18 protein-coding genes and 1 tRNA gene are annotated in these 21,843 nt (G+C 72.1%); 7 read left to right on the top strand and 12 right to left on the bottom strand.

Going from position 1 to position 21,843, the window contains the following annotated elements; genetic code table 11:
- Window positions 1-180 precede the first annotated feature (180 nt).
- A complete protein-coding gene (locus ACFYXF_RS29305; RefSeq protein WP_389353902.1) occupies window positions 181-1,281 on the top strand; it encodes an LLM class flavin-dependent oxidoreductase in 1,101 nt (366 codons plus the stop codon).
- 52 nt (window positions 1,282-1,333) lie between these two features.
- On the opposite strand, the gene ACFYXF_RS29300 is transcribed toward ACFYXF_RS29305, so the two are convergent.
- Entirely contained in the window at window positions 1,334-3,211 is a 1,878-nt protein-coding gene (locus ACFYXF_RS29300; RefSeq protein ID WP_389353900.1) for a putative bifunctional diguanylate cyclase/phosphodiesterase, read from the bottom strand.
- 427 nt (window positions 3,212-3,638) lie between these two features.
- Here ACFYXF_RS29300 and ACFYXF_RS29295 point away from each other — a divergent pair, with 427 nt between their 5' ends.
- Window positions 3,639-4,976 (top strand): M6 family metalloprotease domain-containing protein, encoded by a 1,338-nt coding sequence (locus tag ACFYXF_RS29295; protein ID WP_389353898.1) that lies wholly within the window; start codon window positions 3,639-3,641, stop codon window positions 4,974-4,976.
- Window positions 4,977-5,045: 69 nt separating this feature from the next.
- On the opposite strand, the gene ACFYXF_RS29290 is transcribed toward ACFYXF_RS29295, so the two are convergent.
- The 7 genes from ACFYXF_RS29290 to ACFYXF_RS29260 form a co-directional block, all read right to left on the bottom strand.
- Window positions 5,046-5,119, bottom strand: a tRNA-Lys gene (locus ACFYXF_RS29290).
- A complete protein-coding gene (locus tag ACFYXF_RS29285; RefSeq protein ID WP_389353896.1) occupies window positions 5,110-5,742 on the bottom strand; it encodes a hypothetical protein in 633 nt (210 codons plus the stop codon). Before ACFYXF_RS29285 ends, ACFYXF_RS29290 begins: the two co-directional genes overlap by 10 nt.
- Before the next feature lie 153 nt (window positions 5,743-5,895).
- Entirely contained in the window at window positions 5,896-6,294 is a 399-nt protein-coding gene (locus ACFYXF_RS29280; RefSeq protein ID WP_389353895.1) for a hypothetical protein, read from the bottom strand.
- Window positions 6,295-6,635: 341 nt separating this feature from the next.
- The gene (locus ACFYXF_RS29275) at window positions 6,636-7,988 is read right to left on the bottom strand and encodes an AAA domain-containing protein (protein WP_389353893.1); all 1,353 of its coding nucleotides are present in this window, start codon (window positions 7,986-7,988) and stop codon (window positions 6,636-6,638) included.
- A 172-nt stretch (window positions 7,989-8,160) separates the two neighbouring features.
- Window positions 8,161-9,774, bottom strand: coding sequence for a hypothetical protein (locus ACFYXF_RS29270; RefSeq protein WP_389353891.1), 1,614 nt, complete (start codon window positions 9,772-9,774; stop codon window positions 8,161-8,163).
- Complete coding sequence (locus tag ACFYXF_RS29265; RefSeq protein ID WP_389353889.1) at window positions 9,765-10,976, bottom strand: hypothetical protein; 1,212 nt, start codon at window positions 10,974-10,976, stop codon at window positions 9,765-9,767. The genes ACFYXF_RS29270 and ACFYXF_RS29265 overlap by 10 nt, the downstream gene beginning before the upstream one ends.
- Window positions 10,927-11,892, bottom strand: coding sequence for a phosphatase PAP2 family protein (locus ACFYXF_RS29260; RefSeq protein ID WP_389353887.1), 966 nt, complete (start codon window positions 11,890-11,892; stop codon window positions 10,927-10,929). Before ACFYXF_RS29260 ends, ACFYXF_RS29265 begins: the two co-directional genes overlap by 50 nt.
- Before the next feature lie 284 nt (window positions 11,893-12,176).
- Between ACFYXF_RS29260 and ACFYXF_RS29255 the strand changes: the two genes are divergently transcribed.
- Window positions 12,177-12,773, top strand: coding sequence for a histidine phosphatase family protein (locus ACFYXF_RS29255; RefSeq protein WP_389353885.1), 597 nt, complete (start codon window positions 12,177-12,179; stop codon window positions 12,771-12,773).
- A gap of 520 nt (window positions 12,774-13,293) precedes the next feature.
- On the opposite strand, the gene ACFYXF_RS29250 is transcribed toward ACFYXF_RS29255, so the two are convergent.
- Window positions 13,294-14,760 carry a hypothetical protein gene (locus ACFYXF_RS29250; protein ID WP_389353883.1) on the bottom strand — a complete coding sequence of 489 codons (1,467 nt, stop codon included), beginning with the start codon at window positions 14,758-14,760 and terminating at the stop codon, window positions 13,294-13,296.
- 280 nt (window positions 14,761-15,040) lie between these two features.
- Here ACFYXF_RS29250 and ACFYXF_RS29245 point away from each other — a divergent pair, with 280 nt between their 5' ends.
- Together ACFYXF_RS29245 and ACFYXF_RS29240 are read left to right on the top strand one after the other, a co-directional pair.
- Window positions 15,041-15,472, top strand: coding sequence for a hypothetical protein (locus ACFYXF_RS29245; protein WP_389353881.1), 432 nt, complete (start codon window positions 15,041-15,043; stop codon window positions 15,470-15,472).
- Window positions 15,473-15,496: 24 nt separating this feature from the next.
- Window positions 15,497-16,366, top strand: coding sequence for a spermidine synthase (locus tag ACFYXF_RS29240; protein ID WP_389353879.1), 870 nt, complete (start codon window positions 15,497-15,499; stop codon window positions 16,364-16,366).
- Between the two features lie 9 nt (window positions 16,367-16,375).
- Here the strand turns inward: ACFYXF_RS29240 and ACFYXF_RS29235 are convergent, their stop codons facing one another.
- Window positions 16,376-16,897 carry a hypothetical protein gene (locus ACFYXF_RS29235; RefSeq protein ID WP_389353877.1) on the bottom strand — a complete coding sequence of 174 codons (522 nt, stop codon included), beginning with the start codon at window positions 16,895-16,897 and terminating at the stop codon, window positions 16,376-16,378.
- Between the two features lie 119 nt (window positions 16,898-17,016).
- On the opposite strand from ACFYXF_RS29235, the gene ACFYXF_RS29230 reads away from it, so the two are divergent.
- Entirely contained in the window at window positions 17,017-17,721 is a 705-nt protein-coding gene (locus ACFYXF_RS29230; protein ID WP_389353875.1) for a response regulator transcription factor, read from the top strand.
- A complete protein-coding gene (locus ACFYXF_RS29225) occupies window positions 17,718-19,100 on the top strand; it encodes a sensor histidine kinase (protein WP_389353873.1) in 1,383 nt (460 codons plus the stop codon). Before ACFYXF_RS29230 ends, ACFYXF_RS29225 begins: the two co-directional genes overlap by 4 nt.
- 272 nt (window positions 19,101-19,372) lie before the next feature.
- Here the strand turns inward: ACFYXF_RS29225 and ACFYXF_RS29220 are convergent, their stop codons facing one another.
- Both ACFYXF_RS29220 and ACFYXF_RS29215 read right to left on the bottom strand, forming a co-directional pair.
- Complete coding sequence (locus ACFYXF_RS29220; RefSeq protein ID WP_389353871.1) at window positions 19,373-20,800, bottom strand: GH1 family beta-glucosidase; 1,428 nt, start codon at window positions 20,798-20,800, stop codon at window positions 19,373-19,375.
- A gap of 131 nt (window positions 20,801-20,931) precedes the next feature.
- Window positions 20,932-21,834, bottom strand: a complete 903-nt coding sequence (locus tag ACFYXF_RS29215) for a carbohydrate ABC transporter permease (RefSeq protein ID WP_389353869.1) — start codon at window positions 21,832-21,834, stop codon at window positions 20,932-20,934.
- Window positions 21,835-21,843 lie beyond the last annotated feature (9 nt).

Genomic DNA, 21,843 nt, shown 5'->3' with positions numbered 1-21,843 from the left:
GGATAGTCAGCCCGTCCGGCGTTTGAGGACAAAGGGGGGTCTGGGGGCGCAGCCCCCAGGGATGGGAACGGGTAGGGGCGGCGGGGGCGAGAAACACCCCCGGGAATAAAACGGAGCCTCCCTCCTGTTCCCGTCCGGAGGACAGTGCACGGCATCAAAACAGCAGCAGGAGGCCCCACCGTGACCGCAGACGCGACCACAGACGAGATCCGAGGCGCCACACAGGGCACCGCCCCCACCCCCCTCTCCGTCCTGGACCTGGTCACAGTCGGCTCCGGCCACACCGCCACCCAAGCCCTCCAGACCAGCGTCGCCCTCTCCCGCCTCACGGAATCCCGCGGCTTCCACCGCTACTGGGTGGCCGAACACCACTCCATGCCCGGCGTAGCCTCCTCCTCACCCGCCGTGATCCTCGCCCACCTCGCCGCCCACACCCACCGCATCCGCCTCGGCTCCGGCGGAGTCATGCTCCCCAACCACGCCCCCCTGGTCATCGCGGAACAGTTCGGCACCCTGGAGGCCATGGCCCCGGGCCGCATCGACCTGGGCCTAGGCCGCGCCCCGGGCACGGACGGCGCCACCGCAGCGGCCCTCCGCCGCACGGACCGCCTCAACGAAGGCGCAGACGACTTCCCCCAGCAACTGGCGGAGCTGACCCGCTTCCTGGACGACGACTTCCCGTCCGGCCACCCCTACCACCGCATCCACGCGATCCCGGGCCCGATCCAGTCGACGACCCCGGGCGGAGTCCAGTCGCCCCACCGCCCGCCCATCTGGCTGCTCGGCTCCTCGGGCTTCAGCGCCCGCCTGGCCGGCGTCCTGGGCCTCCCCTTCGCCTTCGCGCACCACTTCTCCGCGCAGAACACCGTCCCGGCCCTGGACCTCTACCGCGAGTCCTTCCAGCCCTCCGAGGTCCTCGACGCCCCGTACGCCCTCATCGGCGTCTCGACCCTCGCGACGGACGACGAGAACGAGGCCCGCCGCCAGGTCCTGGCGATGGGCCTCAACATGGCGCGCCTGCGCTCCGGCCGACCGGGCCTGTTCCCGACCCCGGAGGAGGCGGAGGCCTACGAATTCAGCCCGATGGAACGGGAGTTCATCAGCTCCTGGATGACGAACATCATCCACGGCACGGCGGACGAGGTCCGCACAGGCCTGGACGACCTCCAGAAGCGCACAGGGGCGGACGAGTTGATGCTGACGGCCCACGCCCACCGGGGCGACCTGCGCCTGCGCTCGTACGAACTGATCGCGGACGCGTACGGCCTGCCCACGGCCTGACGCAGTCGTGTGTGGGGGAATGCAGTCGACGAAGTGACGGCCAACGGCCAACTCACCCCTGCCGACAGGCACTTCCCCCCATCAGCACCGAGATCCGATCCGCCGCCACCGGCCGCGAATACAGCCACCCCTGTCCCGTGTCGCACCCGATACGCCGCAACCGAGCCGCCTGCGCGGCCGTCTCCACGCACTCGGCGGTGACCGTCAGCCCCAGCCGGTGCGCGAGCTGGATCATCGCCTCGACGACGATCTCGTCGGCCGGATTCGGCGCGACGCCCTCGCCCTCGTACATGAACCCGCGAACGAAGGATCCGTCCAGTTTCAGTACTGACACGGGCAGCCGGCTGAGGTAGGCCAGGTTCGAGTACCCCGTGCCGAAGTCGTCGATCGCGATGCCGACACCCATGTCGCTGAGTGCCTGAAGCGCCTGCAAGGGTCGGCCGGCCGAACCCATGACCGCCGACTCCGTCAGCTCCAGCTGGAGCAGACGCGCGGGCAGGCCCGTCTCCGCGAGGATCTCCGCCACGTCCGCGACGAGATCCGAGTCCCAGACCTGACGTACCGCCACGTTCACGCTCACGAAGATCGGCGGCTCGTCCGGGCGTTCGAGCTGCCAGCGGCGGGCCTGACGGCAGGCCGTGGCGAGGACCCAGCGCCCCAGCTGCACGATCGAACCGTCCTCCTCGGCCAGTCCGATGAACCGGTTCGGCGTCAGTGTGCCGAACTGGGGGTGGTGCCAGCGCACCAGCGCCTCGACACCGTGCACCCGGCCGTCCTCCATGCCCACCAACGGCTGGTAGTCCAGGGCGAATTCACCCCGCTCGATGGCCGGCCGGAGCGTGGAGGACAGGGCCTGGCGGGTCATGCGGTGGGCGTTGCGCTCGGGGTCGAAGAGCGTCCAGCGGGACTTGCCGTCGGCCTTCGCCCAGTACAGCGTGGTGTCCGCGGCCTGCATCAGGCCCGTGGGGGTCGTGCCCGCCGCGTGCCGTTCCACGACACCGATCGAGGCGGATACGGACACCCGCTGACCGGCGAGGTCGAAGGGCAGCTGGAGCGCCTTCAGCACCGACTCGGCCAGATCCGCGAGTTGGTCGGTGCCCGTCGAGTCCTCGACGAGCAGCGCGAACTCGTCACCGCCCAGTCTCGCCACCAGCGGCGCGACGGCCCCCGGGTTCCCCCGGGCAAGCCCCGCTTCCTCCGCGCAGCGTGTGAGGCGTTCGGCCACGGCGGCGAGCAGCCGGTCGCCGACCCGATGGCCGAGGGTGTCGTTGACGGCCTTGAACCCGTCGAGGTCCAGGTAGCACAGCCCGATCCGGCCCGTCCCGCTCTGCTCGTACGACTCCGCCTCCAGCGCCGCCGACAGCCGCTCGAAGAACAGCGCGCGGTTGGGCAGCCGGGTCACCGGATCGTGCATCTGCAAGTGCCGCAGCCGCGCCTGGAGTTCACGGCGCGCACTGATGTCGGCGACGGACAGCAGGACACCCTGGCCCCCGTACGACTGGGTTCCCGACCCCGCGCCCTCCGGCGGCAGCGGTGCGACCGTGACCTGGGCCCAGAGGGAGTGCCCGTCGGGGTGTTTGAGACGGCGTGTGCAGCGCAGTCGTGCCTGCCGGCCGCGCAGGACCTCGCGGTACGCGTGCCACGCGCGCGTGTCCGACGCCAGGTCCACCAGATCGGCGGCCGCCCGCCCGGTCAGCGCTTCCGGGGCGATGCCCAGCAGCGTGCCCAGCGACTCGTTCGCCTCCGCGATCAGGCCCTCGCGGTCGACGACGGCCATCGCCAGCGGAGCCGCCGCGAACGCCGCACGCAGCAGGTTCGTACCCCCGGCCGCGCGGGAGGATGACGTAGAGGACGTGGTGAAGTTACTCAGTGTGACGGCCGGCCGGACGAGTTCTACCGCGGGCGCCGGCCCTTCGGACGTTCCGCTCACCGCTCGCTCCCGCAGTGCACTCGGTCTTCATATGGATCCCGTCGGGCGGCCGACCGGGCGGCAAACCGCCGCCCTGGCCAGGTCCGTGCAGGAAAGTGTCAGGGAAGTGCCAGGAAAGTGTGCCGATCATAGAGGCTGGCCCCAAGCCCTTCCAGCCACTGTCCAGTGTCCATGAACGACCGCCGGTTCTGACAGATCGTTTCTGCCCGCGCCTGGACGGGTTCCTTCGCCCTCGATCGGTTGTGACGTTCCGTGAGTGTTTCGGGGTGTCGCTCCACAACGGGTGAGTCCTCACATGCTTGTCAGCATGCCCGGTCGGCCCCCGTTCGACGCCCAATCACCCTTCTGGTGCAGACAAACAGGGCATATAAACACAAGATCACACAGGCTGGGTTGCGGTGTCCCCGAACCGCATCCGGAGGTCTGCGTGCTGCGTCAGCTCCCCCTCAAGGGGCTCACCCGTGACGCCCTGACGGGACTCAAGGGGCTCGCGTGCGACGGACCGCGCCCCCGGCTGCGCAGCACCGCCGCCGTCCTCACCACCATGACGGCCCTCGCCGCCACCTCCCTCGTCGCGGACCCCTCGGTCGCCGAACCCTTCTCGGCGCAGCCCTGCGCCCTGCAACGCACCGACGCCCACCACTCGGAGGGGCTGGACACCTGGAACGCGGCCTATCCACGCCCGTCCCGCGCCCTCGACGCCGTGATGGTCTTCCTCTCCTTCCCGGACGCGCCCCCGCGCACCACCCCCGCCGAACTGGCCGCCGACCACTTCCCGGCCACCAGCGACTTCTTCGCCCGTGCCTCGTACGGCCGATTCACGCTGCGCCCGCACCCGCTCCGGCGCTGGCTCCGGATGCCGAAGCCGTCCACCGCGTACGCCATACAGCGGGACTGGAGCGCCGCCCATCGCGCCGCCTATCTGCGCGACGCGCTCGCCACCGCCGACCGCGAGGTCGACTTCTCGCGCTACGACATCGTCTACTTCGTGGCCGACCCGGACGCGCCCGGCGTCGACTCCGACGCGACGAAGGTCGTCAACCTGGACGTCCCGCTGCGGGCCGACGGCAGGGACATCCGCCGCGTCGTCACCGTCTTCGAGAACCACCCGCCCGACCGGCTCGTCCTCGCCCACGAGACCGGCCATGTCTTCGACCTGCCCGACCTCTACCACCGGCCCATGGACGGCAAGGGCGACTGGGACACGTACGTCGGCGACTGGGACCTGATGGGCAGCCAGTTCGGACTGGCGCCGGATCTGTTCGCCTGGCACAAGTGGAAACTCGGGTGGCTGGAACCGCGCCAGGTGGTGTGCGTACGCGGGGGAGGTTCGACCCGGCTGACCCTGGAATCGCTGGGGGCGCATCCGGCTGCGACCGCGTACGCGGGTGCTGAAGGGGGCGCGGCGGGTGCGCCGGTCTTCGGACAGGGGGACGGGGTGAAACTGGCCGTCGTACGGACCGGGGTCGACCGGGCGCTCGCCTTCGAGGCGCGGGGGACGACCGGCAACGACAGCGCGACGTGCACACAGGGGGTGCTCGTCTACCGGGTGCAGAGCGGGGCCGAGTCGGGCGGCGGCCCGGTCGAGGTGGTCGACGCCCACCCGCGCACCGAGGCCTGCTGGGAGGACTCGGTCTACCCACCCCTCGCGGACGCACCCGTCGCCCTCGGCGAGAGCTTCACGGTGCCAGGCGAGAAGGTCCGCGTGGAGGTGGAGGGCCGTACGGCATCGGGGGCGTGGACGGTGGAGATCACGTCCGGCTGAGAGGTGTGGAAACGACGTTGGCTCAACATCGAAGGCCCCCCGCTTCGGCAGGAGGCCTTCGATCGTCTGTGCGCCGCCAGGGACTCGAACCCCGGACCCGCTGATTAAGAGTCAGCTGCTCTAACCAACTGAGCTAGCGGCGCCTGCTGACGTCGTAGACCTTAGCACCCTGATCGGCGGGAGGAAAAATCGATATCCGCAGGCCACCGGAGACGGCGGCACGGGCCGCTCGTACGGCCGCCCAGAGCAGGATCTCCGGCCCCGGGAGCCAGGGACGGCAGGTGTCGGGGGCGACGACCCAGCGGGATTCGGGGCGGGGCTCCGCCTCGGCGCCGTCGTGCACGAGCGCGGGGACGGTCACCGCGTCGCCGCGGCCGTGACAGAGGAGCGGCGGGACCGAGTGCCGGCGCCCGATGTCGAGGTCGTCCTCGTCGCCGTACTCGCCGGCGGAGCCCCACTCCTCCCACCGCAGAAGTGAGGGCAGTCGCTGGGCGGTCCCCAGTGCCGCGAACAGGAGGATCCGGCCCCGGTAGGCGGCCACCGGGCCCGAGCCGGGTCCCTCGTCCCAGAGGCGGTCGAGCATTCTGCGGCCGAAGACGGCGGGCGCGTTGACGACGTCGAACGCGGTGCCGCAGGGCAGGACGAGCGGGGCGGTGGGCCGCTCCCCCCAGAGCGAGAGCGTGCTGCGCGGATACGTTCCTGCGGAGGCGAGCCAGGCGGCGCCCTCCGAGGTGACTCCCGAGACGTCTGAGTAAGTGCTGCTCATGACGTCCAGGTCTACCGGCAGTGAGCGCACGATCTCCGAGGGTTGCCGGAAACCGGGACAGGAGGGGGCGAGCTGGAGTACCTTGCCCTCCTGAATATGCCGCACGGGCTTTCGAGGCCGAGCCGGTACGAGAGTGTCCGACCAGGTCGGAGGTCAGACGGGGTCGACGTGACCGTGACCGTGGCCACCGCCCGTACCGCCATTCGCGTTCTCCCCGCCGCCGCGCAGCAGCTCACGGCCGTACTCGACCATCTTCTTCGCGTAGTCCTCGGTCCACTCGGCGCGCTCCGCGATGTCGGCGGTCGTCAGCCGGTCGAAGCGGCGCGGGTCGGCGAGCTGGGCCGCCGCCATCGCCTGGTACTCGACCGCGCGGTCGGTCGCGGCGCGGAACGCCTGGGTCAGCTCCGTGGCGCGGGTCAGCAGCGCACGGGGGTCGTCGATCGACTCCAGGTCGAAGAAGTGCTCCGGGTCGTCGGCCACTTGCGTGGGCTCGAAGAGCAGGGGCGCGGGGCGTAGCCGCGGTTCGTTGCGACGCGGCGTGGGCTCCGCCATGTCTTCTCCTCCTCGTACGGTTCCGCACCGTTCGGACGTACCGCTCACGCACCAGCGCGTGTACGGCACACGGTCGACAGGCCCCGCCGGTCGAGCCGGGCCACCGTCCATTGTCCCCCGCCCGCGCAAGTGGGCCACGGCTCCACCCGACAGGGCACCTGACCTGCGGCTAGGGCTGCCAGGGCACCCGGTGCTCGGCGAGATGCGACAGCACCGCGTGGTTGGCCTCCCAGCCGTCCGGGGCTGTATCCGTCGGCCGCCTCCGGCGGCGTGCCGGACTCCGTCCGGCGGTTGGGCGGCGCGGTGGGCGGCGTCTGCCCGGTCCGTCGGCGGAGTGCGGGTCACGGCCGCCACGGCACTCGGTGCTCGGCAAGATGCGACAGCACCGCGTGGTTGGCCTCCCAACCGTCCGGGAACTTCACCGTCACCCCCAGCTGTACCGGTTCCGTCGACGGATGGTCGTCCAGGAGGTCGGTCACGCCCTCCCGGCACACCACCACGCACGCGTGCCGGTGTCTGGAGGCCAGGACGCAGAGGCGGCCCGTCTCCAGGTGGAAGGCGGTCGCGTCGGGGCGGCCCGAGAGGGGGTGCAGGACGACCGTCACGTCGAACTCCCGGCCCTGGAGCCGGTTCGCCGTGTCGACGGTGACGTCCGCGACGCCCAGCTCGGCGAGCGCCGCCCGGACCGCCGCCGCCTGGTCCCGGTGCGCGGTGCCGACCGCGATCCGGTCGGCGGTCAGGGGCGTCGGGTCCGGCCCGCGCTCCGAGGTGGCCGCGCCGCCCCGGTCCAGCATGCGGCGTACGACCATGGCGACCGCGCGGACCGCCTCCGGGTCCGTACGAGGGGTGTGCCGGGCGGGGAGTTCCAGCAGGCCCCAGCCTGTCTCGGCGGCCTCGTCGAGGACCCGGTCCGGGCCCGAGCCGTCCGACGGGACCGCGAAGGCGAGCCGCCGGTCGCCGTGGCCGGTGCCGCTGCGGAACGGGGTGTACGGGTAGAACGCGGCCGAGACGAGCGGCGCCGCCGAGGCCGGGAGCCGCCAGGACACCGGCAGCCGGTGCTGGGGCAGCTCGGGGTTGTGGGCCAGGAGAGTCGTCACCGCCGAGGCCGACGGGTCGTACGACAGGCCCGCCCACTGCTCCGCGCCGACGATCGAGAAGGGGTCCAACTGCCCCGGGTCACCCACGAACAGCGCCCGCTCGAACAGCCCCGCGACGGCGAGCAGCGCGTCCGAGCGCATCTGGTACGCCTCGTCCACGATCGCGTGCCGCCACGGCTCGTCGACCTTGACGTGGGCCCACTTGGCGGCCGTGGAGATGACCACGTCCAGGCCCGCCAGCTCGGCCGCCTTCGCGGACTTCCGTACGTTCGGCAGGTCGTCCAGCGCCTTGTCGTACGGGTCGGCGTCACTGCTGTGCAGGCGCCCCACCGGCAGCTCGGGGTTCTTCTCGGCGAGCCGCACGACGAGGTCGTCGACCTGGGCGTTCGTCTGCGCGATGACCATCAACGGCCGCCCCGCATCGGCCAGTTCGAGCGCCGCCCGAACCACGAGCGTCGACTTCCCGGCCCCGGGCGGCGAGTCGACGACGACCCCGCGGTGGGCGCCGTGCAGCGTGTCGCGAAGGATCGCGTCGGTGGCCCGGCCGGCGGCGGCCCCGGGGTCGAAGACGGCCTGCGGGGTACGGACGGCGCTCACAGGGTGCCTTCCTCGGGGGTGGGGTGACAGTGAGGGGCGAGACAGGGCCGACGGGTGCCGGGGGCGGAGGCCGTGCTCCGCGCGGGGACAGCGGCCGCCGGGACATCCACCTCGGCACAGCGCCCGACACGTCGCGCACCGGTGACCGAACCGCCCCTCCACGACCCGGCGTTCACAGCACGTCCTCCTCGGTCACCGCGTCGGGTTCCGGCACTGTTGTCGCCGGCCCCTCGCCCGGAGGGCCGCCGTGGGTCCACGGGGTCTGGTCCGCGTCGGGGAGCTTCGCGCCGCCCCGCTGTTCGTGTTCGAAGAGCGTGAAGCAGACCAGGTCCCCCTTCTCGGGGACCGACCCCGCCTCCGGCTCCTTGCCCCGGCCCATCTTGTCGACCACCCGCAGGACGATCACCGAACCCTCTGCCCCGGGACCGTCCTCGTGGCCCACGAACTCCGCCGCCTGTGGCTTGCCGCCCAGTGAGCGGAACACCTTCGCGCGCTCCCCGAGCTGCGGGCGGTCGTCCGTGCGGACGGTGACCAGTGGGCGCGGGCTCGGGCGCTTGCCCTCGCTGTACGTCATGACGACATCGGTGACCTCGCCCGCGAACGCCTCCCCGGACAGCCGCCGCCCCGCCATCACCAGCGGGTCGTCCAGGGCCTCCTGGGCCTCCAGACGGGCCTGTTCGCGCTCGCGCGTGGCCAGTTTGTTCGCCGCCGTCACCGCGTCGTCGCGGCGCGGCTGCGGGGGCTCGCCCGCGGTGACCCGGTCGCGGTGGCCGGTGAACGACCAGCGGTCGCGCGTCCACCGGTCGGCCGAGTGGGCACCCTCCGGCAGGGTCCGCAGCAGATCGAGGCCGCGCCACACCGCGTCCCAGGTGGGCCGCGTACGGCTCTCCACGAGGGCGTACAACTCCTGCTCGGCCGTGGTGAGTTCCCCCAGTCGGTCGTCCGCCGCCTCGCCGTCCTCGGCCGTGGCGTGTGCCGTCCGCGCGCGGTGGTAGCGCTCGATCGCGGGGGCCAGCAGCTTGTTGTCGAACGCCGGGTCCGTCGCCGGACCGGCCGGCGGGCACAGCAACTGCCCCTTCGCGTCCCGCGCCAACTCGGCCCGCAGCGCGGCCTCGGCGCCCGACTCGCCGTCCGGCGGGTCGATCCAGGCGAGCAACGCGCCCAGATGCTGGTCCTCCAGCGTGGACTGCCCGGTGGCCCAGTGCCGCGACAGCACGTCCGTCAGCGCCAGGAGGAGCGCGGAGCCGGGGACCCTGGCCCGCTCCCCGTAGTGCGTGAACCAGCGGCCGAGCAACGGCACCCGGGGCGGGGCGGGATGCGGCGTCTCCGGGTCCTGTTCCGCCGTACGCCGGAAACGCATCGAGCGCCCCAGCAGACGGACGAAGTCGATGCCGGCGCGGCTCGGGACGATCAACTGGGGTGCGTCCGCGCACAGTTCGACCTCGACCTTGACCCGTTTGCCGGTCTCCGGGTCGGTCTCGTTGCGCTCGGCCGCCTCCACGGCGTCGGCGTAGGAGTCGATGAACGGCAGGACCACGTCCGCCAGTTCGGCGAGGAACGCGAACCTGAGGTCGCGGTCGCGCGGCTGCGGTACGACGAGCAGACGCGGCGCGTTCCGGTCGTCGCCGACCAGCGCGCCCAGCGGGGCCCCGGCCTCACCGGCGGTGGTGAGCGGTACGAGGACCAGGGGCCGCTCTGAGAGGTGGCGGTGCCGGACGGTGGCTGCGGGCTGGGCGCGGCCGGTGCTGACGGCTTCCAGACGGGCGAGGGTGGCGATCAACGACATGCGGCTCCCTCCGGAGAAGGCAGTTCCGGAGAGGGCAGTTCCGGAGAAGGCAGGGACACGCTCTGGGTGTTCAGCGCCTCCGCGCGCAGGGCCGCCGCTCTGCGCAGCGCGGCCACCGTCGGGTCCGCCGGATCGCCGGAGTGGCCGTGGGCCGCCGCCAGGACGTCGTCGACCGTGGTCAGGGCGCCCAGTTCGGCCCGTACGGAACGGCCCAGGGACGTGACCGCGCCCTGCGCGCGTGAGCGGCCCCGGCAGTGGAAGGCCAGTTCGCACGCGGACAGGCACTCCGGCGCGTACTCCGCGGGGACCGACTCGACCGCGGCCGTCAGTTCGGCGGTGGGCAGGTCGGGGGCGAAGCAGGTGCCCTCGGGGAGCGTGTCGGCGATGTCCTCGATCCGGGTCAGCCGGGACAGCTGGCGGCCGGTCACCGCGCGCTGCTTGCGGACGTCCACCGCGGACGCCGCCGGGAGGTTGGAGAAGTCCTTCGGGCAGACCAGCAGCACGCGGTGGTTCACGGTCGGCTTCGGGACGGTGCCGTCCTGGGTGAGCCGGGCGGCGACCTCCTCCAGTGCCAGCACGTACACCGCGGCCTGGCGGGCCGCCGCGCCGACCTTCGCGGGGTCCGCCGAACCGTCCAGCATCGGGAAGGACTTGATCTCCACGACCGTCCAGCCGCCGTCCGGGTGCACGACCACCGCGTCCGGCTCCAGGAAGGCGGGGGAGCCCGCGACGTCCAGGGCGAGCATCGGATGGTCGAGAAGCGTCCAGCCACCGGTACCCCGGGCCCCTGCCTGTGCGGCGTCCCGCAGGGCCAGTGCCGTCCGCGCGGTGCGGCCCTCAGGGCCGGTCGCCGTGAGGTCGGGGACCTCGGCCTTCGTCGGCGGTACGGCGCCCGGGTCCAGCTTCTCGTGCACCAGCCGGAGCAGTTCCGCGCCGCCGTCGGCCTTCACCCGGGCCTCGAAGGTGTTGCCCCGCACCAGCGCGAACTGGGACTGCCCGAAGCCGGACGGCGCGCCCAGCGCGCTCGCCAGCGCCGTCTTGTTCACCCCCGCGCCGTCCAGGATCGCGCGCCGCTTGCACCCGGGGTTGGCGGCGAGGGCCGCGAGGGCACGCGCGTCCAGCGCCTTCGGCGGTACCTGGGGACCGCGCAGCTCAGCGAGCCGCTGCCGCAGCGCCGTCCCCGGCGTCCGCGGAAGCGGCACCGGGCTCGGCCCCTGGCCCGAAGACGGACTCGCGCTGCCTTGGAATTCGCTCACGCGGGGCAGTCTGGCATCCACCACTGACAATTGAGGCCCCTGCGCCGTGAGAGCGCGCTGAGCCGGGCGCGACGCGAGCCCTGATCCGTACCGTGATCCACACCTTCGCCCGGTCCGCGTTCCGCATGACGTACGGGGCGAGGAGGAACCCGAGGCCCATCACGGCGGCGCCCGCGACGGCGTCGAGGAGGTAGTGGTTCGCGGTGCCCATCACCACGATCGTGGTGATCAGCGGGTACGCGACGCCCAGGACCTTGGTGGTGCGCGTACCGCCGTACCGCCACAGCATCACCCCGCACCACAGCGACCAGCCGACGTGCAGGCTCGGCATCGCCGCGTACTGGTTCGTCATGCTGCCGAGCCCGCGCGGGGCGCTGGCCTGGCCGCCCCACCAGCCCCACGAGCTGTACTGGGCCATCGTGTCCACGAAGCCGTGGCCGGGGTCGAGGAGCCGGGGCGGGCAGGTGGGGAGCAGGGTGAAGCCGATCAGCCCGATGAAGGTCGAGGTCATCAGCCAGGTGCGGGCCGCCCGGTAGCGGACGGCACGGGACCGGAAGAGCCAGATCAGGATGGCGGGGGTGACGATGTAGTGCAGCGACGCGTACCAGAAGTCGGCGGGTATGCCGATCCAGGGTTCGCGGGTGAACAGGCGGTTGAGCGGGTGCTCGGCGTTCAGCCGGAGGTCCTTCTCGAACCTCAGGATCGCCAGGCCGTGCCCGACGGCGGTCGACTCGTCGCCCCTCACCAGCAGGCGTCCGGCGGAGTAGCACGCGTAGACCAGCAGGATCAGTGGCAGCTCGGTCCACCAGCGGAGCCGGGTGGGAGCGAGGCTCCCCGTCGATGCAGTATCGGTCCGCGGCATCCGATCTCTCTCCCACTCTCTGTCCCCGTCGAGCTGCGCCTCCGGTCGTCGGTGGCCTGCGGTTCGTCCGATTTTACGGTGTACGTGAACGCCCCATGCGGCGCCCCTGTCACACAGGACGCAAAGATCGACCCCCGGGTTGCCCCCGCACAGCGTGCGCGATGATGGAGGGGTTCCGCCTTGCTTTTCCGCCTTTCGGTACCCCTGATTCGCTTGATCGCCCCCTGACGTTCGCCTCTTGCCTCGTCCGCCACGCTCACCGTCTCCCCCCGGAAGGGTCTCTCATGGCACCGCGCATCCTGCTGGCCCGGCACGGACAGACGGAGTGGTCGCTGGCCGGCAAGCACACAGGCAGGACCGACGTCCCCCTCCTGGAGGAGGGCCGACGCGGCGCCAAACTGCTCGGCGAACGACTGCACCGGCCGCCCTTCGACGGCCTCTCCGGGGTCGAGGTGCGCACGAGTCCGCTGGCACGCGCGCGGGAGACGTGCGAGATAGCGGGGTTCGCTGAGCGGGCGTCCGAGTGGGACGCGCTGATGGAGTGGGACTACGGGACGTACGAGGGCATGACCCCGGCGGAGATCCAGGCCGTCCGGCCGGGGTGGCTGATCTGGCGGGACGGGGTCCCCGGGGGCGAGAGCCTGGAGGCGGTGACCGCGCGCGCGGACGAGGTGGTGGAGTGGGCGCGATCAATGGACCGAGACGTACTGGTGTTCGCCCACGGCCACATACTCCGCGCGATCGGCGCCCGCTGGCTGGACCTCCCACTCGACTTCGCATCCCGCATCAGACTCAACCCGACATCGCTGTCGGTACTGGGCTGGGCCTACGACGCCCCAGCAATCGAAACCTGGAACGACCTGGGCCACCTGTCCGTCTGAGCGGGCTGGGGCGGGGGTGGGTCGCGCAGCCCGGCGCTGGACGGGGTGCCGCTGCGCCCACCCGTGCCGCCCCTAGCGGCACGCATGCCCGCAGCTGGGTGGGTCGGGCGGGAGCCGTCAGGATGGGCACCGCCCAACGGCACGCGCGCCCGCAGCCAGCCGGATTGACGAACGCGGCCAAGCTGGGCGCGCCCAGCGGCACACGCGCCCGCAGCACGGTGCCTGCGAACTCCGCCCCGCTGGGGCGCGCCCCTCAGGGGCGCGGGGAACGGCGCGACGAGCCCCCACCGACCCGCAGCCGAACGACTCGGGATGGGCGGGCTTTTAGGGGCGCGGGGAACGGCGCGATCAGCCCCCACCGACCCGCAGCCGAACGACTCGGGATGGGCGGGCTTTTAGGGGCGCGGGGAACTGCGCGATCAACCCCCACCCACCCGCAGCCGAACGACTCGGCACGGACAGGTCTCCCAGGGGCGCGGGGAACTGCGCGACCACCCCCCACCCACCCCAGCCAAGTCGCTCAAGCCGTGCGCGGCGCGCTCGCGTGGCGTTCCAGGAACGTCGACACCCCTGCTGCCCGGCGATGGGGCAACAACACCCGAGCCGTCGCCGCCAGCATCGTCTGGATGCGCGACGACTGGACCTCGTCCAGCAGGTCCAGCACCCGCATCCCCGCCGCCGCCGCCTCGTCCGGGTGCCCCCCACGGGCGAGGTCATCCGTCAACTCGGCCGTGTACAACGCGATGTTCCGCGTGAAGTGCGGGTTCTGAAGGTGCGCCGCCCGCCGCGCGTGCCGAGCCGCCCGCGGCCAGTCACCCAACGTCGACCAGCACTGTGCCTCAAGACCCTCCAGCTCCGCCTCGCCATAGAAACTCATCCACTCGGGATCGGCCTCCGAAGGCCCCCGCTCGTACAACGCCTGGGCCCGCGCCAGCGCCTGCTCGCACCCCGCGCGATCGGCAAGCCCCGCCCACCCGCCCGCCTCGCGCAGCGCCAGCAGCGACATCAGCCGCGGCGAGCCCAGGGGCCGAGCCACGCGCTGAGCCGCCTGCGCCGCTCTGACCGCCTCGCGCGGACGCCCCGCATCGCGCGCGAGGAACGCCGTGTTGCAGAAGGCGTGCGCCTCCAGGGCCGCGTCCCCGGCCACCCGGGCCGTCGCCAGCGCCTCCGCGTAGTGCGAGCGCGCGTCGTCGAAGCGGCCCGAGTCGTGGGCCAGCCAGCCGACGGAGATGGCGAGTTCACCGGCGCCCGCGTGCAGCCGGTCGGCGGTGGTCTGCCGTACCGCGCCCGCGTCGAGCAGTTCGTAGGCCGCCCGCAGCGGAGCCGCCGCGCGCCGGTAGAGCCCGTCGGCGCCGTGCCGGTCGTCGAGCAGCCTGATCCGGCGTACGGCCTCTTCCAGGGCCCCCGCCTCACCGGCGCCGACGCGGCGCATGGGACGGCCCGCGGCCGAAGCCTCGTACGTGAGCCCGAAGGGGCTCAGGGAGGCGGCTGCCACAGTGGCACCGCCCGCCATGAATGCGCGACGCAGCACGTCGCTCTCCTCGTAGTTGTCGTGCGTTTCGTACGGGTACTGCGTGTCGTGTGTTTCTTGTGCGTCCTGCGTGTCATACGGCTCGTGCACCCCCGCCGTCTCATCGGTGCCGGACGTCGGGATCGCGACGTGCACAGGGGGCGCGTCCCCCGTTTCGCGCGCCCCACGCCCACGTACCGACGCGCGGGGCGCGAACCCCAGGTCGGCCAGTGTCCGACCGGGGAACATGTGCAGGAACACCCGCTCGTACGCGTAGTTGGGACAGCGGATCTCGCCCGCCTCGACCCGACCGATGTAACGCGCGTCACAGCTCACCCGCTCCCCGATCTCGCGGGCGGCCCGCCGTACCGCCGCGGCGAACTCGCCCGGAGAGCGCTGCCCGCGCAACTGCCGAAAGGCGAGGTTCGGCCGTGGCGGCCGGGGGAACTGCGACGAGGTCACCGTTGACGACGTCATGGCCGGGCCCTCTCTGCGAACCGTCGAACCGTGCCGGATTCCTGACGAGTTGGAACAGTTATCCATCGGACGCCCTGTTTCCGGCGGGCAAGAACGTACCCGCTGTGCACGACCCACCACGCGGGGTTTGGCTACAAACCGGATATCTCATCCACGATCTGCCATGAACTGCCATCCTTTGCGGCGGTCTTGTGCCGTAGCCGTTGACGTTCTGGCGCGTTGAACCTGGTGGACCGGGAGCCGCCCGAACTCCCGACCCACTCGCACTAGGAGGGGTTCCGTGGTGGAGGCCGGGATGGAGATCAGCAAGAGCACCGATCCGTGTACGCCGTTCAGAACGCGTACAGCACCCGCGTTGCCCGACTGCGATCTGGTGACGGTCCCGGCCCGGCAGGGGCTGGAAGCGGTCGACATCCTGCGCCGGGGTGCCGGCGACGCGGTCGGCCCCGTACTGCACGACGACGGCTGCGACACCCTCGCCTTCCTGGTGCCGCCGGGCACCGCCGCCGCCTGGGACGTCCCCGGAAGCACCTGCACGGAGACCAATGGGCGTGGCCTGAGCCTCGCGGTCCCCGATCCCGAACCCCCGGTCGAGGGCTCGGACTGGCTGCTCCCGCCCGGCGACGCGGACCTGGCCACCGACCCGGCGGTGCTGCGCGCGGCCCTCGGCGAGGCGGCCCGGCTCATCGAGGCCGCCGACAACCGCCACTGACCCGGCGGCCCCGATAATGGGGGAATGGGAAAGTCCAGAAACGCGCGGCGCGGACAGTCGGCCGCCGAGGCCGTCGTCGAGACGGTCGACGGCGGGCTCGCCGAGCTGATCCCCGACCGGGACCGGGCACGCGCCTGGACACTGCTCCTCGACGGCGCCCCGCAGTCCCATGTCGACCTCGATGACCCGGCGTACCTCTCCTTCGAGTACCAGCGCCGCCTCGGTCATGTGATCGACCTCGTCTCCCCGCCCGGCAAACCCGTGCAGGTCGTGCACCTCGGCGGCGGCGCCCTGACCCTCGCCCGGTACGTCGCCGCGACCCGCCCCCGGTCCACCCAGCAGGCCGTCGAGCGGGACGCGGCCCTCGTCCAACTGGTCCGCCGCGAGCTGCCGTTGGACCCCAACGCCCGCATCCGGGTGCGCTCCACCGACGCCCGCGAAGGACTGGCCAAGGTCCCCGACGGCTGGGCCGACCTCGTCATCGCGGACGTGTTCAGCGGCGCCCGCACCCCGGCCCATCTGACGTCGGTCGAGTTCCTGACGGACGTACGCAGGGTCGTGAACGACACCGGCTGTTACGCCGCGAACCTCGCCGACGGGCCGCCGCTCGCCCACCTGCGCGGCCAGATCGCCACCGCGGGAGTCGTCTTCGCCGAGCTCGCCCTGATCGCCGATCCGACCGTGCTGCGGGGGAAACGGTTCGGCAACGCGGTGCTCGTCGCCTCCGCGCACCCGCTGCCCATCGCCGAACTGACCCGCCGCGCCGCCTCCGACCCGCACCCCGCCCGCCTCGAACACGGGCGCGCCCTCACCGACTTCACCGGCGGCGCCGTACCGGTCACGGACGCGGCGGCCGTCGCCTCACCGGCACCACCACCGTCGGTGTTCCGCTGAGCCGGCCGGTCAGTAGGTGAGGATCTGGACGTGCGGTGGGCCGTCGTGCCAGGTGCAGAACACCGACACCCGGTCCGCGCCCGCGCTGAACTCCACCCGGATCCAGGTCTCCGTCTTGAACACCTGCATCGACCAGCCCGCTCCCGGCGTCGCCGACACGAGCGTCGCGTAGTCCGTCCCGAGGTCGAACACCGCCCGCCCGCCGTCGGTGTCGTACGCCTTCACCGTGGACGGGGTCTTCGACGCGGTCGCGCTCGGGGTGGGTGTGGGGGACCGACTGGGTTCCGGAGTCGCAGTCGGAGTTGGGGTCGGTGTCGGGCTCGTCGCCGTGGGCGGCGGCTTGGGCGTCTGCGCCGCCGACTCCTGCACGATCGACTTCTGCCGCACCGCGTCCGCCGCCGTGATGGGGAGCGCGCGGGGCGGGTCGTACGCCGTCCCCGCCATCACCGTGTGCACACCCCACCACGTCATCGTGGCCGCCGCGCCCGTGGCCAGCGTCCACGCCAGAAGGTGTACGAGTCCTCTGCGCATCGCCGGTCATACTGCCTCACGCGCCCCACCGCTGTCGCCCGTTGCCCTGTGCGAGCAGCTGCTGGGCAGTTATCCACAGGCCCCGACCCGGCTCGCCGGATTGGCGTACGGTGCGGCGCATGGCAAGTGTGCTCGTGGTCGAGGACGACCAGTTCGTGCGCTCCGCCCTCATCCGGCATCTGACCGATGCCGCGCACCTCGTGCGCAGTGTCGGCACCGCCCTTGAGGCGCTGCGCGAGGTCGCCCACTTCCGTTTCGACGTGGTGATCCTGGATCTCGGTCTGCCCGATCTCGACGGGTCCGAGGCCCTCAAGATGCTGCGCGGAATCACGGACGTGCCCGTGATCGTGGCCACAGCGCGCGACGAGGAGACGGAGATCGTCCGGCTGCTCAACGCGGGCGCGGACGACTACCTCACCAAACCGTTCTCGGTCGAACACCTGTCGGCCCGTATGGCCGCCGTACTGCGCCGCGCCCGCACAGCGCCCGCGGACACTCCTCCCTCCTCCGTGATCCGCGTCGGCGGCCTGGCCATCGACCCGCTGCGCCGACAGGCCGAACTGGACGGCGTACGACTGGACCTGACCCGCCGAGAGTTCGACCTGCTCGCCTTTCTCGCCGGCCGGCCCGGTGTCGTCGTCGCGCGCAGGGAGCTGCTCGCGGAGGTGTGGCAGCAGTCGTACGGCGACGACCAGACGATCGACGTCCATCTGTCTTGGCTGCGGCGGAAGTTGGGCGAGACGGCGGCCCAGCCCCGCTATCTGCACACCCTGCGGGGCGTCGGCGTGAAGCTGGCGCCGCCAGGAGCGGAGCCCCCGCTATGAGGTGGGCGCTGGTGAAGGTCTGTGTGGCGGTCACGACGATGGTCGTGGTGGCCTTCGCCGTGCCGCTCGGGCTGGTCATCCGGGAGATGGCCCGCGACCGTGCCTTCTCCAACGCCGAGCGGGAGGCCGCGGCCGTCGCCCCCGCCCTCTCCATCACCACCGACCGCGACCAGCTGGAACGGGTCGTCGCCTCCGCGGGGTCGGACGCGGGCCTGGCCGTGCACATCCCCGCGAGCGGGGGCACGGGCGCGGTCGATCTCGGGCGACAGCGCGCCACTGGCACCGACATCGAGGCCGTCCGGAGACTCGGCCGCGCCTCCACCACCGAGGTGTCCGGCGGGTCCACGCTGCTCCAGCCCGTCGCGATCGGCTCCGGCGCGATAGCCGTCGTCGAGGTGTACGTCCCCGAGGCCGAGGTCAGCAACGGCGTCGGCCTGGCCTGGGCGGTGCTAGCCGGTGTCGGGGCCGTCCTCGTCGTCGGTTCGGTGGCCGTCGCCGACCGGCTCGGCGTGCGCATGGTGCAGCCCGCCCAGCGCCTCGTCGAGGGCGCGCACGAACTGGGGGAGGGGAAGCTGGGCGCCAGAGTGCCCGAGGAAGGACCGGCCGAACTGCGCCTCGCGGCGGTCGCGTTCAACTCGATGGCCGACCAGGTCGTACAACTGCTGGCGAACGAAAGGGAGTTGGCGGCGGACCTCTCCCACCGCCTCCGCACGCCGCTGACCGTGCTGCGGCTGAACGCCGCCTCGCTGGGCGAGGGGCCCGCCGCCGACCACACGCGCGCCGCGGTCGCCCAGCTGGAGCACGAGGTCGACACGATCATCCGTACCGCCCGCGAGGCCAAACCGCAGACGACGGTCGCCGGACCGGGCGCGGGCTGTGACGCGGCCGAGGTCGTGCGCGAGCGGATGGCCTTCTGGTCGGCGCTTGCGGAGGACGAGGGGAGGAAGGTGAGGGTGGCCGGCGTCGACCGGCCGGTACGCATACCCGTGGCCCGCGCCGACCTGGCCGCCGCCCTCGACGCCCTCCTCGGCAACGTCTTCCGGCACACCCCGGAGGGCACCGCCTTCGCGGTCGACGTCCACAACGGCGACGACGCGGTGATTGTCCTGGTCTCGGACGCGGGCCCCGGCATCACCGACCCCGAGGCCGCCATGGCCAGGGGACGCGGCTCGGGCAGCGCCGGTTCGACCGGCCTGGGCCTGGACATCGTGCGCCGACTCGCGGAGTCGACGGGCGGAGACGTACGCATCGGCTCGTCGGTGCTCGGCGGCACGGAGATACGGATCTGGATCCAACTGGACGGCAGAGCGCCGGTACGCCGAGGACACCGGGACCGGAAATCGGGGACACCTTGGCGCCGCCGGCACTCCGGAACCTGATGTCTCGAGTTCGCTGTCGGGTGCGGGCCGGTGGGGGCTGGTCGCGCAGTTCCCCGCGCCCCTAAAAGCAAAAGCCCCGGCCCTGCGGGCCTGAAAAGCACGGGGCGTAGCCCCTGCTTTTCAGGGGCGCGGGGAACTGCGCGACCAGCCCCCACCGGGCCCGCACCCGACAACGAAACCGCCCAACCAGCGGAGCTGACCCGCCGGGGCACGGCACCCCCCCTCCAGTGCCGCGCCCCGACCCCCGGTCGACCCCCGTCAGCCGAGGTCGCTCACTCCGCGTTAGCCGGCGGCAGCGTCCCGCTCCGTGCCGCGCGGCCGTACCAGAGGGCGCTCGACTTCGGCGTACGGGCGAGGGTCGCGTAGTCGACGTACACCGCGCCGAAGCGCTTGCTGTAGCCGTAGGCCCATTCGAAGTTGTCTAGGAGGGACCACAGGTAGTAGCCGCGGACGTCCGCGCCCTCGGCGATCGCGCGGCGGACCGCGCGGAGATGGCCGTGGAGGTAGGCGATGCGCTCCGGGTCGTGGACGCGGCCGTCGGAGTCCGGCTTGTCGTCGTAGGCGGCGCCGTTCTCCGTGATGTAGATCGGCAGGCCCGGGGCCTCCTTCGTGTAGCGCATGATCAGGTCGTGCAGGCCGGTCGGGTCGATCGACCAGCCCATCTCCGTACGCTCGCCCGGCGACTGGTGGAAGAGGACCTCGTCCGCCCCCGGCCACGGCGAGAAGTCGCTCGCGCCGTGGCCGTCGGCGCGCGGGCCCGTCGGCTGCTCCTCGGCCGCCGAGACCAGCGTGGGCGTGTAGTAGTTGAGGCCCAGCGCGTCCAGCGGCTGGTTGATCAGCGCGAGGTCGCCGTCCAGGACGTACGACCAGTCCGTGATCGACGAGGTCGCGGCGAACAGGGTCTGCGGGTAGGCGCCGTGCAGCATCGGGCCGTGGAAGACACCGTTCGCGAGGTCGTCGATCTTCCGGACCGCCGCCAGGTCCTCCGGGGACGGTGAAAGCGGCCTCACCACCGACGAGTTGAGGCTCACCGCGACCGTGTTGCGGGCCGGCATCGCCGCGCGCAGGGCCGAAGTGCCCAGCCCGTGCGCCAGGTTGAGGTGATGGGCGGCCCGGAGGGAGGCCAGCGGCTCGGTACGGCCGGGGGCGTGCACACCCGAGCCGTAGCCCAGGAACGCGCTGCACCAGGGCTCGTTGAGCGTGATCCACTGCTCGACGCGGTCGCCCAGCGCCTCGCCCATGATCTGGGCGTAGTCGGCGAACCGCAGCGCGGTCTCCCGCTCCGGCCAGCCGCCCGCGTCCTCCAGCTCCTGCGGGAGGTCCCAGTGGTAGAGGGTGACCGCCGGCTTGATGCCGTGCGCGAGGAGTTCGTCGACCAGCCGCCGGTAGAAGTCCAGGCCGCGCTGGACCGCGGGCCCTCGTCCGGTCGGCTGGACCCGGGACCAGGAGACGGAGAAGCGGTACGCGGTCAGGCCGAGGTCGGCCATCAGCGCCACGTCGTCGCGGTAGCGGTGGTAGTGGTCGACAGCGATGTCACCGTGCTCGCCGCCGGCCGTCCTGCCCGGTGTATGGCTGAACGTGTCCCAGATCGAGGGGGTGCGGCCGTCCTCCCGCACCGCCCCCTCGATCTGGTACGCGGAAGTCGCTGCGCCCCAGAGGAAGGCGGGAGGAAAGGTCACCGGGGTAACGGGCTCAGTCATGGAAGCGCTCCCATAGGAGGTCGTGGAGACCGACGGGTAGGAGAAGAGGGAAGTGGGGGGAGAGTGCGAGGGGGCCGAGGCGGCGGTGACCCGGCCCCCAGAGAGTTCCCGTACGACAGTCGATGCGCGGGTCAGCCCTTCACCGCACCCTGCATGATCCCGCCCACGATCTGCTTGCCGAAGATCGCGAAGACGATCAGCAGCGGCAGCGTGCCGAGCAGCGCGCCCGCCATGATCAGTGACTGGTCGGGAGTGAAACCGCGCCCCAGACCCGCGACCGCCACCTGCACGGTCGGACTGCCGGTCTGGGTCAGGACCAGGAACGGCCACAGGAAGTCGTTCCACGTCTGGACGAACATCAGCATGCCCAGGACGGCCATCGCGGGCCGCGCCGCCGGGAACACCACGTGCCAGACCACACGCCAGCTGCTCGCGCCGTCCACCCGGGCCGCCTCGATGATCTCGTCCGGCAGCGCCTGGATCAGGTACTGCCGCATGAAGAACACCCCGAAGGCGTTCACCAGCGACGGCAGGATCACGGCCTGGAGCTGGTCGGTCCAGCCCAGCTCGGCGACCAGCATGTAGAGCGGGATGATCATGAGCTGGGGCGGCACCATCATCGTGCCGATCACGATCAGGATCAGCGCGCCCCGCCCTCTGAAGCGCAGCTTGGCGAAGGCGAACCCGGCGATCGTGGACAGGAACACGATGGTGACCGCCGAAGTCCCGGCCACCAGCGTGGTGTTGATCATCGCCTCGCCCATGTTGGCGTTTTCCCAGGCGAGTTCGAGCTTGTCGAAAAGACCACCGCCGAACCAGAACGGCGGCGGGGTCTGCGCGAGCCGGTTGTTGTCGCGCGAGGCGGCGATCGCCGTCCACACCAGGGGGAACAGCGAGCCGATGGTGAACAGGACGAGGATGATGTACGCGATCGGTCCGGCGTGCATGTGCCCGCCGGCGCGCCTGGCCTTGGGGCGCCGCTGCCCGGGGGACGTGTCGTCCGGGGCGGGCGGTTTCGTCAGTGTCGTCGTCACGGCCGGTTC

This window comes from Streptomyces sp. NPDC002680 (assembly GCF_042889145.1).
Taxonomy (GTDB): domain Bacteria; phylum Actinomycetota; class Actinomycetes; order Streptomycetales; family Streptomycetaceae; genus Streptomyces; species Streptomyces adonidis.
The sequence above is the reverse complement of the archived record's forward strand: the minus strand, read 5'-3'. Positions and strand labels throughout refer to the sequence as shown.

Excerpts from the sequence above, each read along its gene's own strand:
- ACFYXF_RS29240 (WP_389353879.1), top strand. The coding sequence starts at position 15,497 with ATGGGAAAGTCCAGAAACGCGCGGCGCGGACAGTCGGCCGCCGAGGCC.
- ACFYXF_RS29230 (WP_389353875.1), top strand. The coding sequence starts at position 17,017 with ATGGCAAGTGTGCTCGTGGTCGAGGACGACCAGTTCGTGCGCTCCGCC.
- ACFYXF_RS29255 (WP_389353885.1), top strand. The coding sequence starts at position 12,177 with ATGGCACCGCGCATCCTGCTGGCCCGGCACGGACAGACGGAGTGGTCG.
- ACFYXF_RS29285 (WP_389353896.1), bottom strand. The coding sequence starts at position 5,742 with ATGAGCAGCACTTACTCAGACGTCTCGGGAGTCACCTCGGAGGGCGCC.
- ACFYXF_RS29220 (WP_389353871.1), bottom strand. The coding sequence starts at position 20,800 with ATGACTGAGCCCGTTACCCCGGTGACCTTTCCTCCCGCCTTCCTCTGG.
- ACFYXF_RS29250 (WP_389353883.1), bottom strand. The coding sequence starts at position 14,760 with ATGACGTCGTCAACGGTGACCTCGTCGCAGTTCCCCCGGCCGCCACGG.
- ACFYXF_RS29270 (WP_389353891.1), bottom strand. The coding sequence starts at position 9,774 with ATGTCGTTGATCGCCACCCTCGCCCGTCTGGAAGCCGTCAGCACCGGC.
- ACFYXF_RS29280 (WP_389353895.1), bottom strand. The coding sequence starts at position 6,294 with ATGGCGGAGCCCACGCCGCGTCGCAACGAACCGCGGCTACGCCCCGCG.
- ACFYXF_RS29235 (WP_389353877.1), bottom strand. The coding sequence starts at position 16,897 with ATGCGCAGAGGACTCGTACACCTTCTGGCGTGGACGCTGGCCACGGGC.
- ACFYXF_RS29260 (WP_389353887.1), bottom strand. The coding sequence starts at position 11,892 with ATGCCGCGGACCGATACTGCATCGACGGGGAGCCTCGCTCCCACCCGG.
- ACFYXF_RS29225 (WP_389353873.1), top strand. The coding sequence starts at position 17,718 with ATGAGGTGGGCGCTGGTGAAGGTCTGTGTGGCGGTCACGACGATGGTC.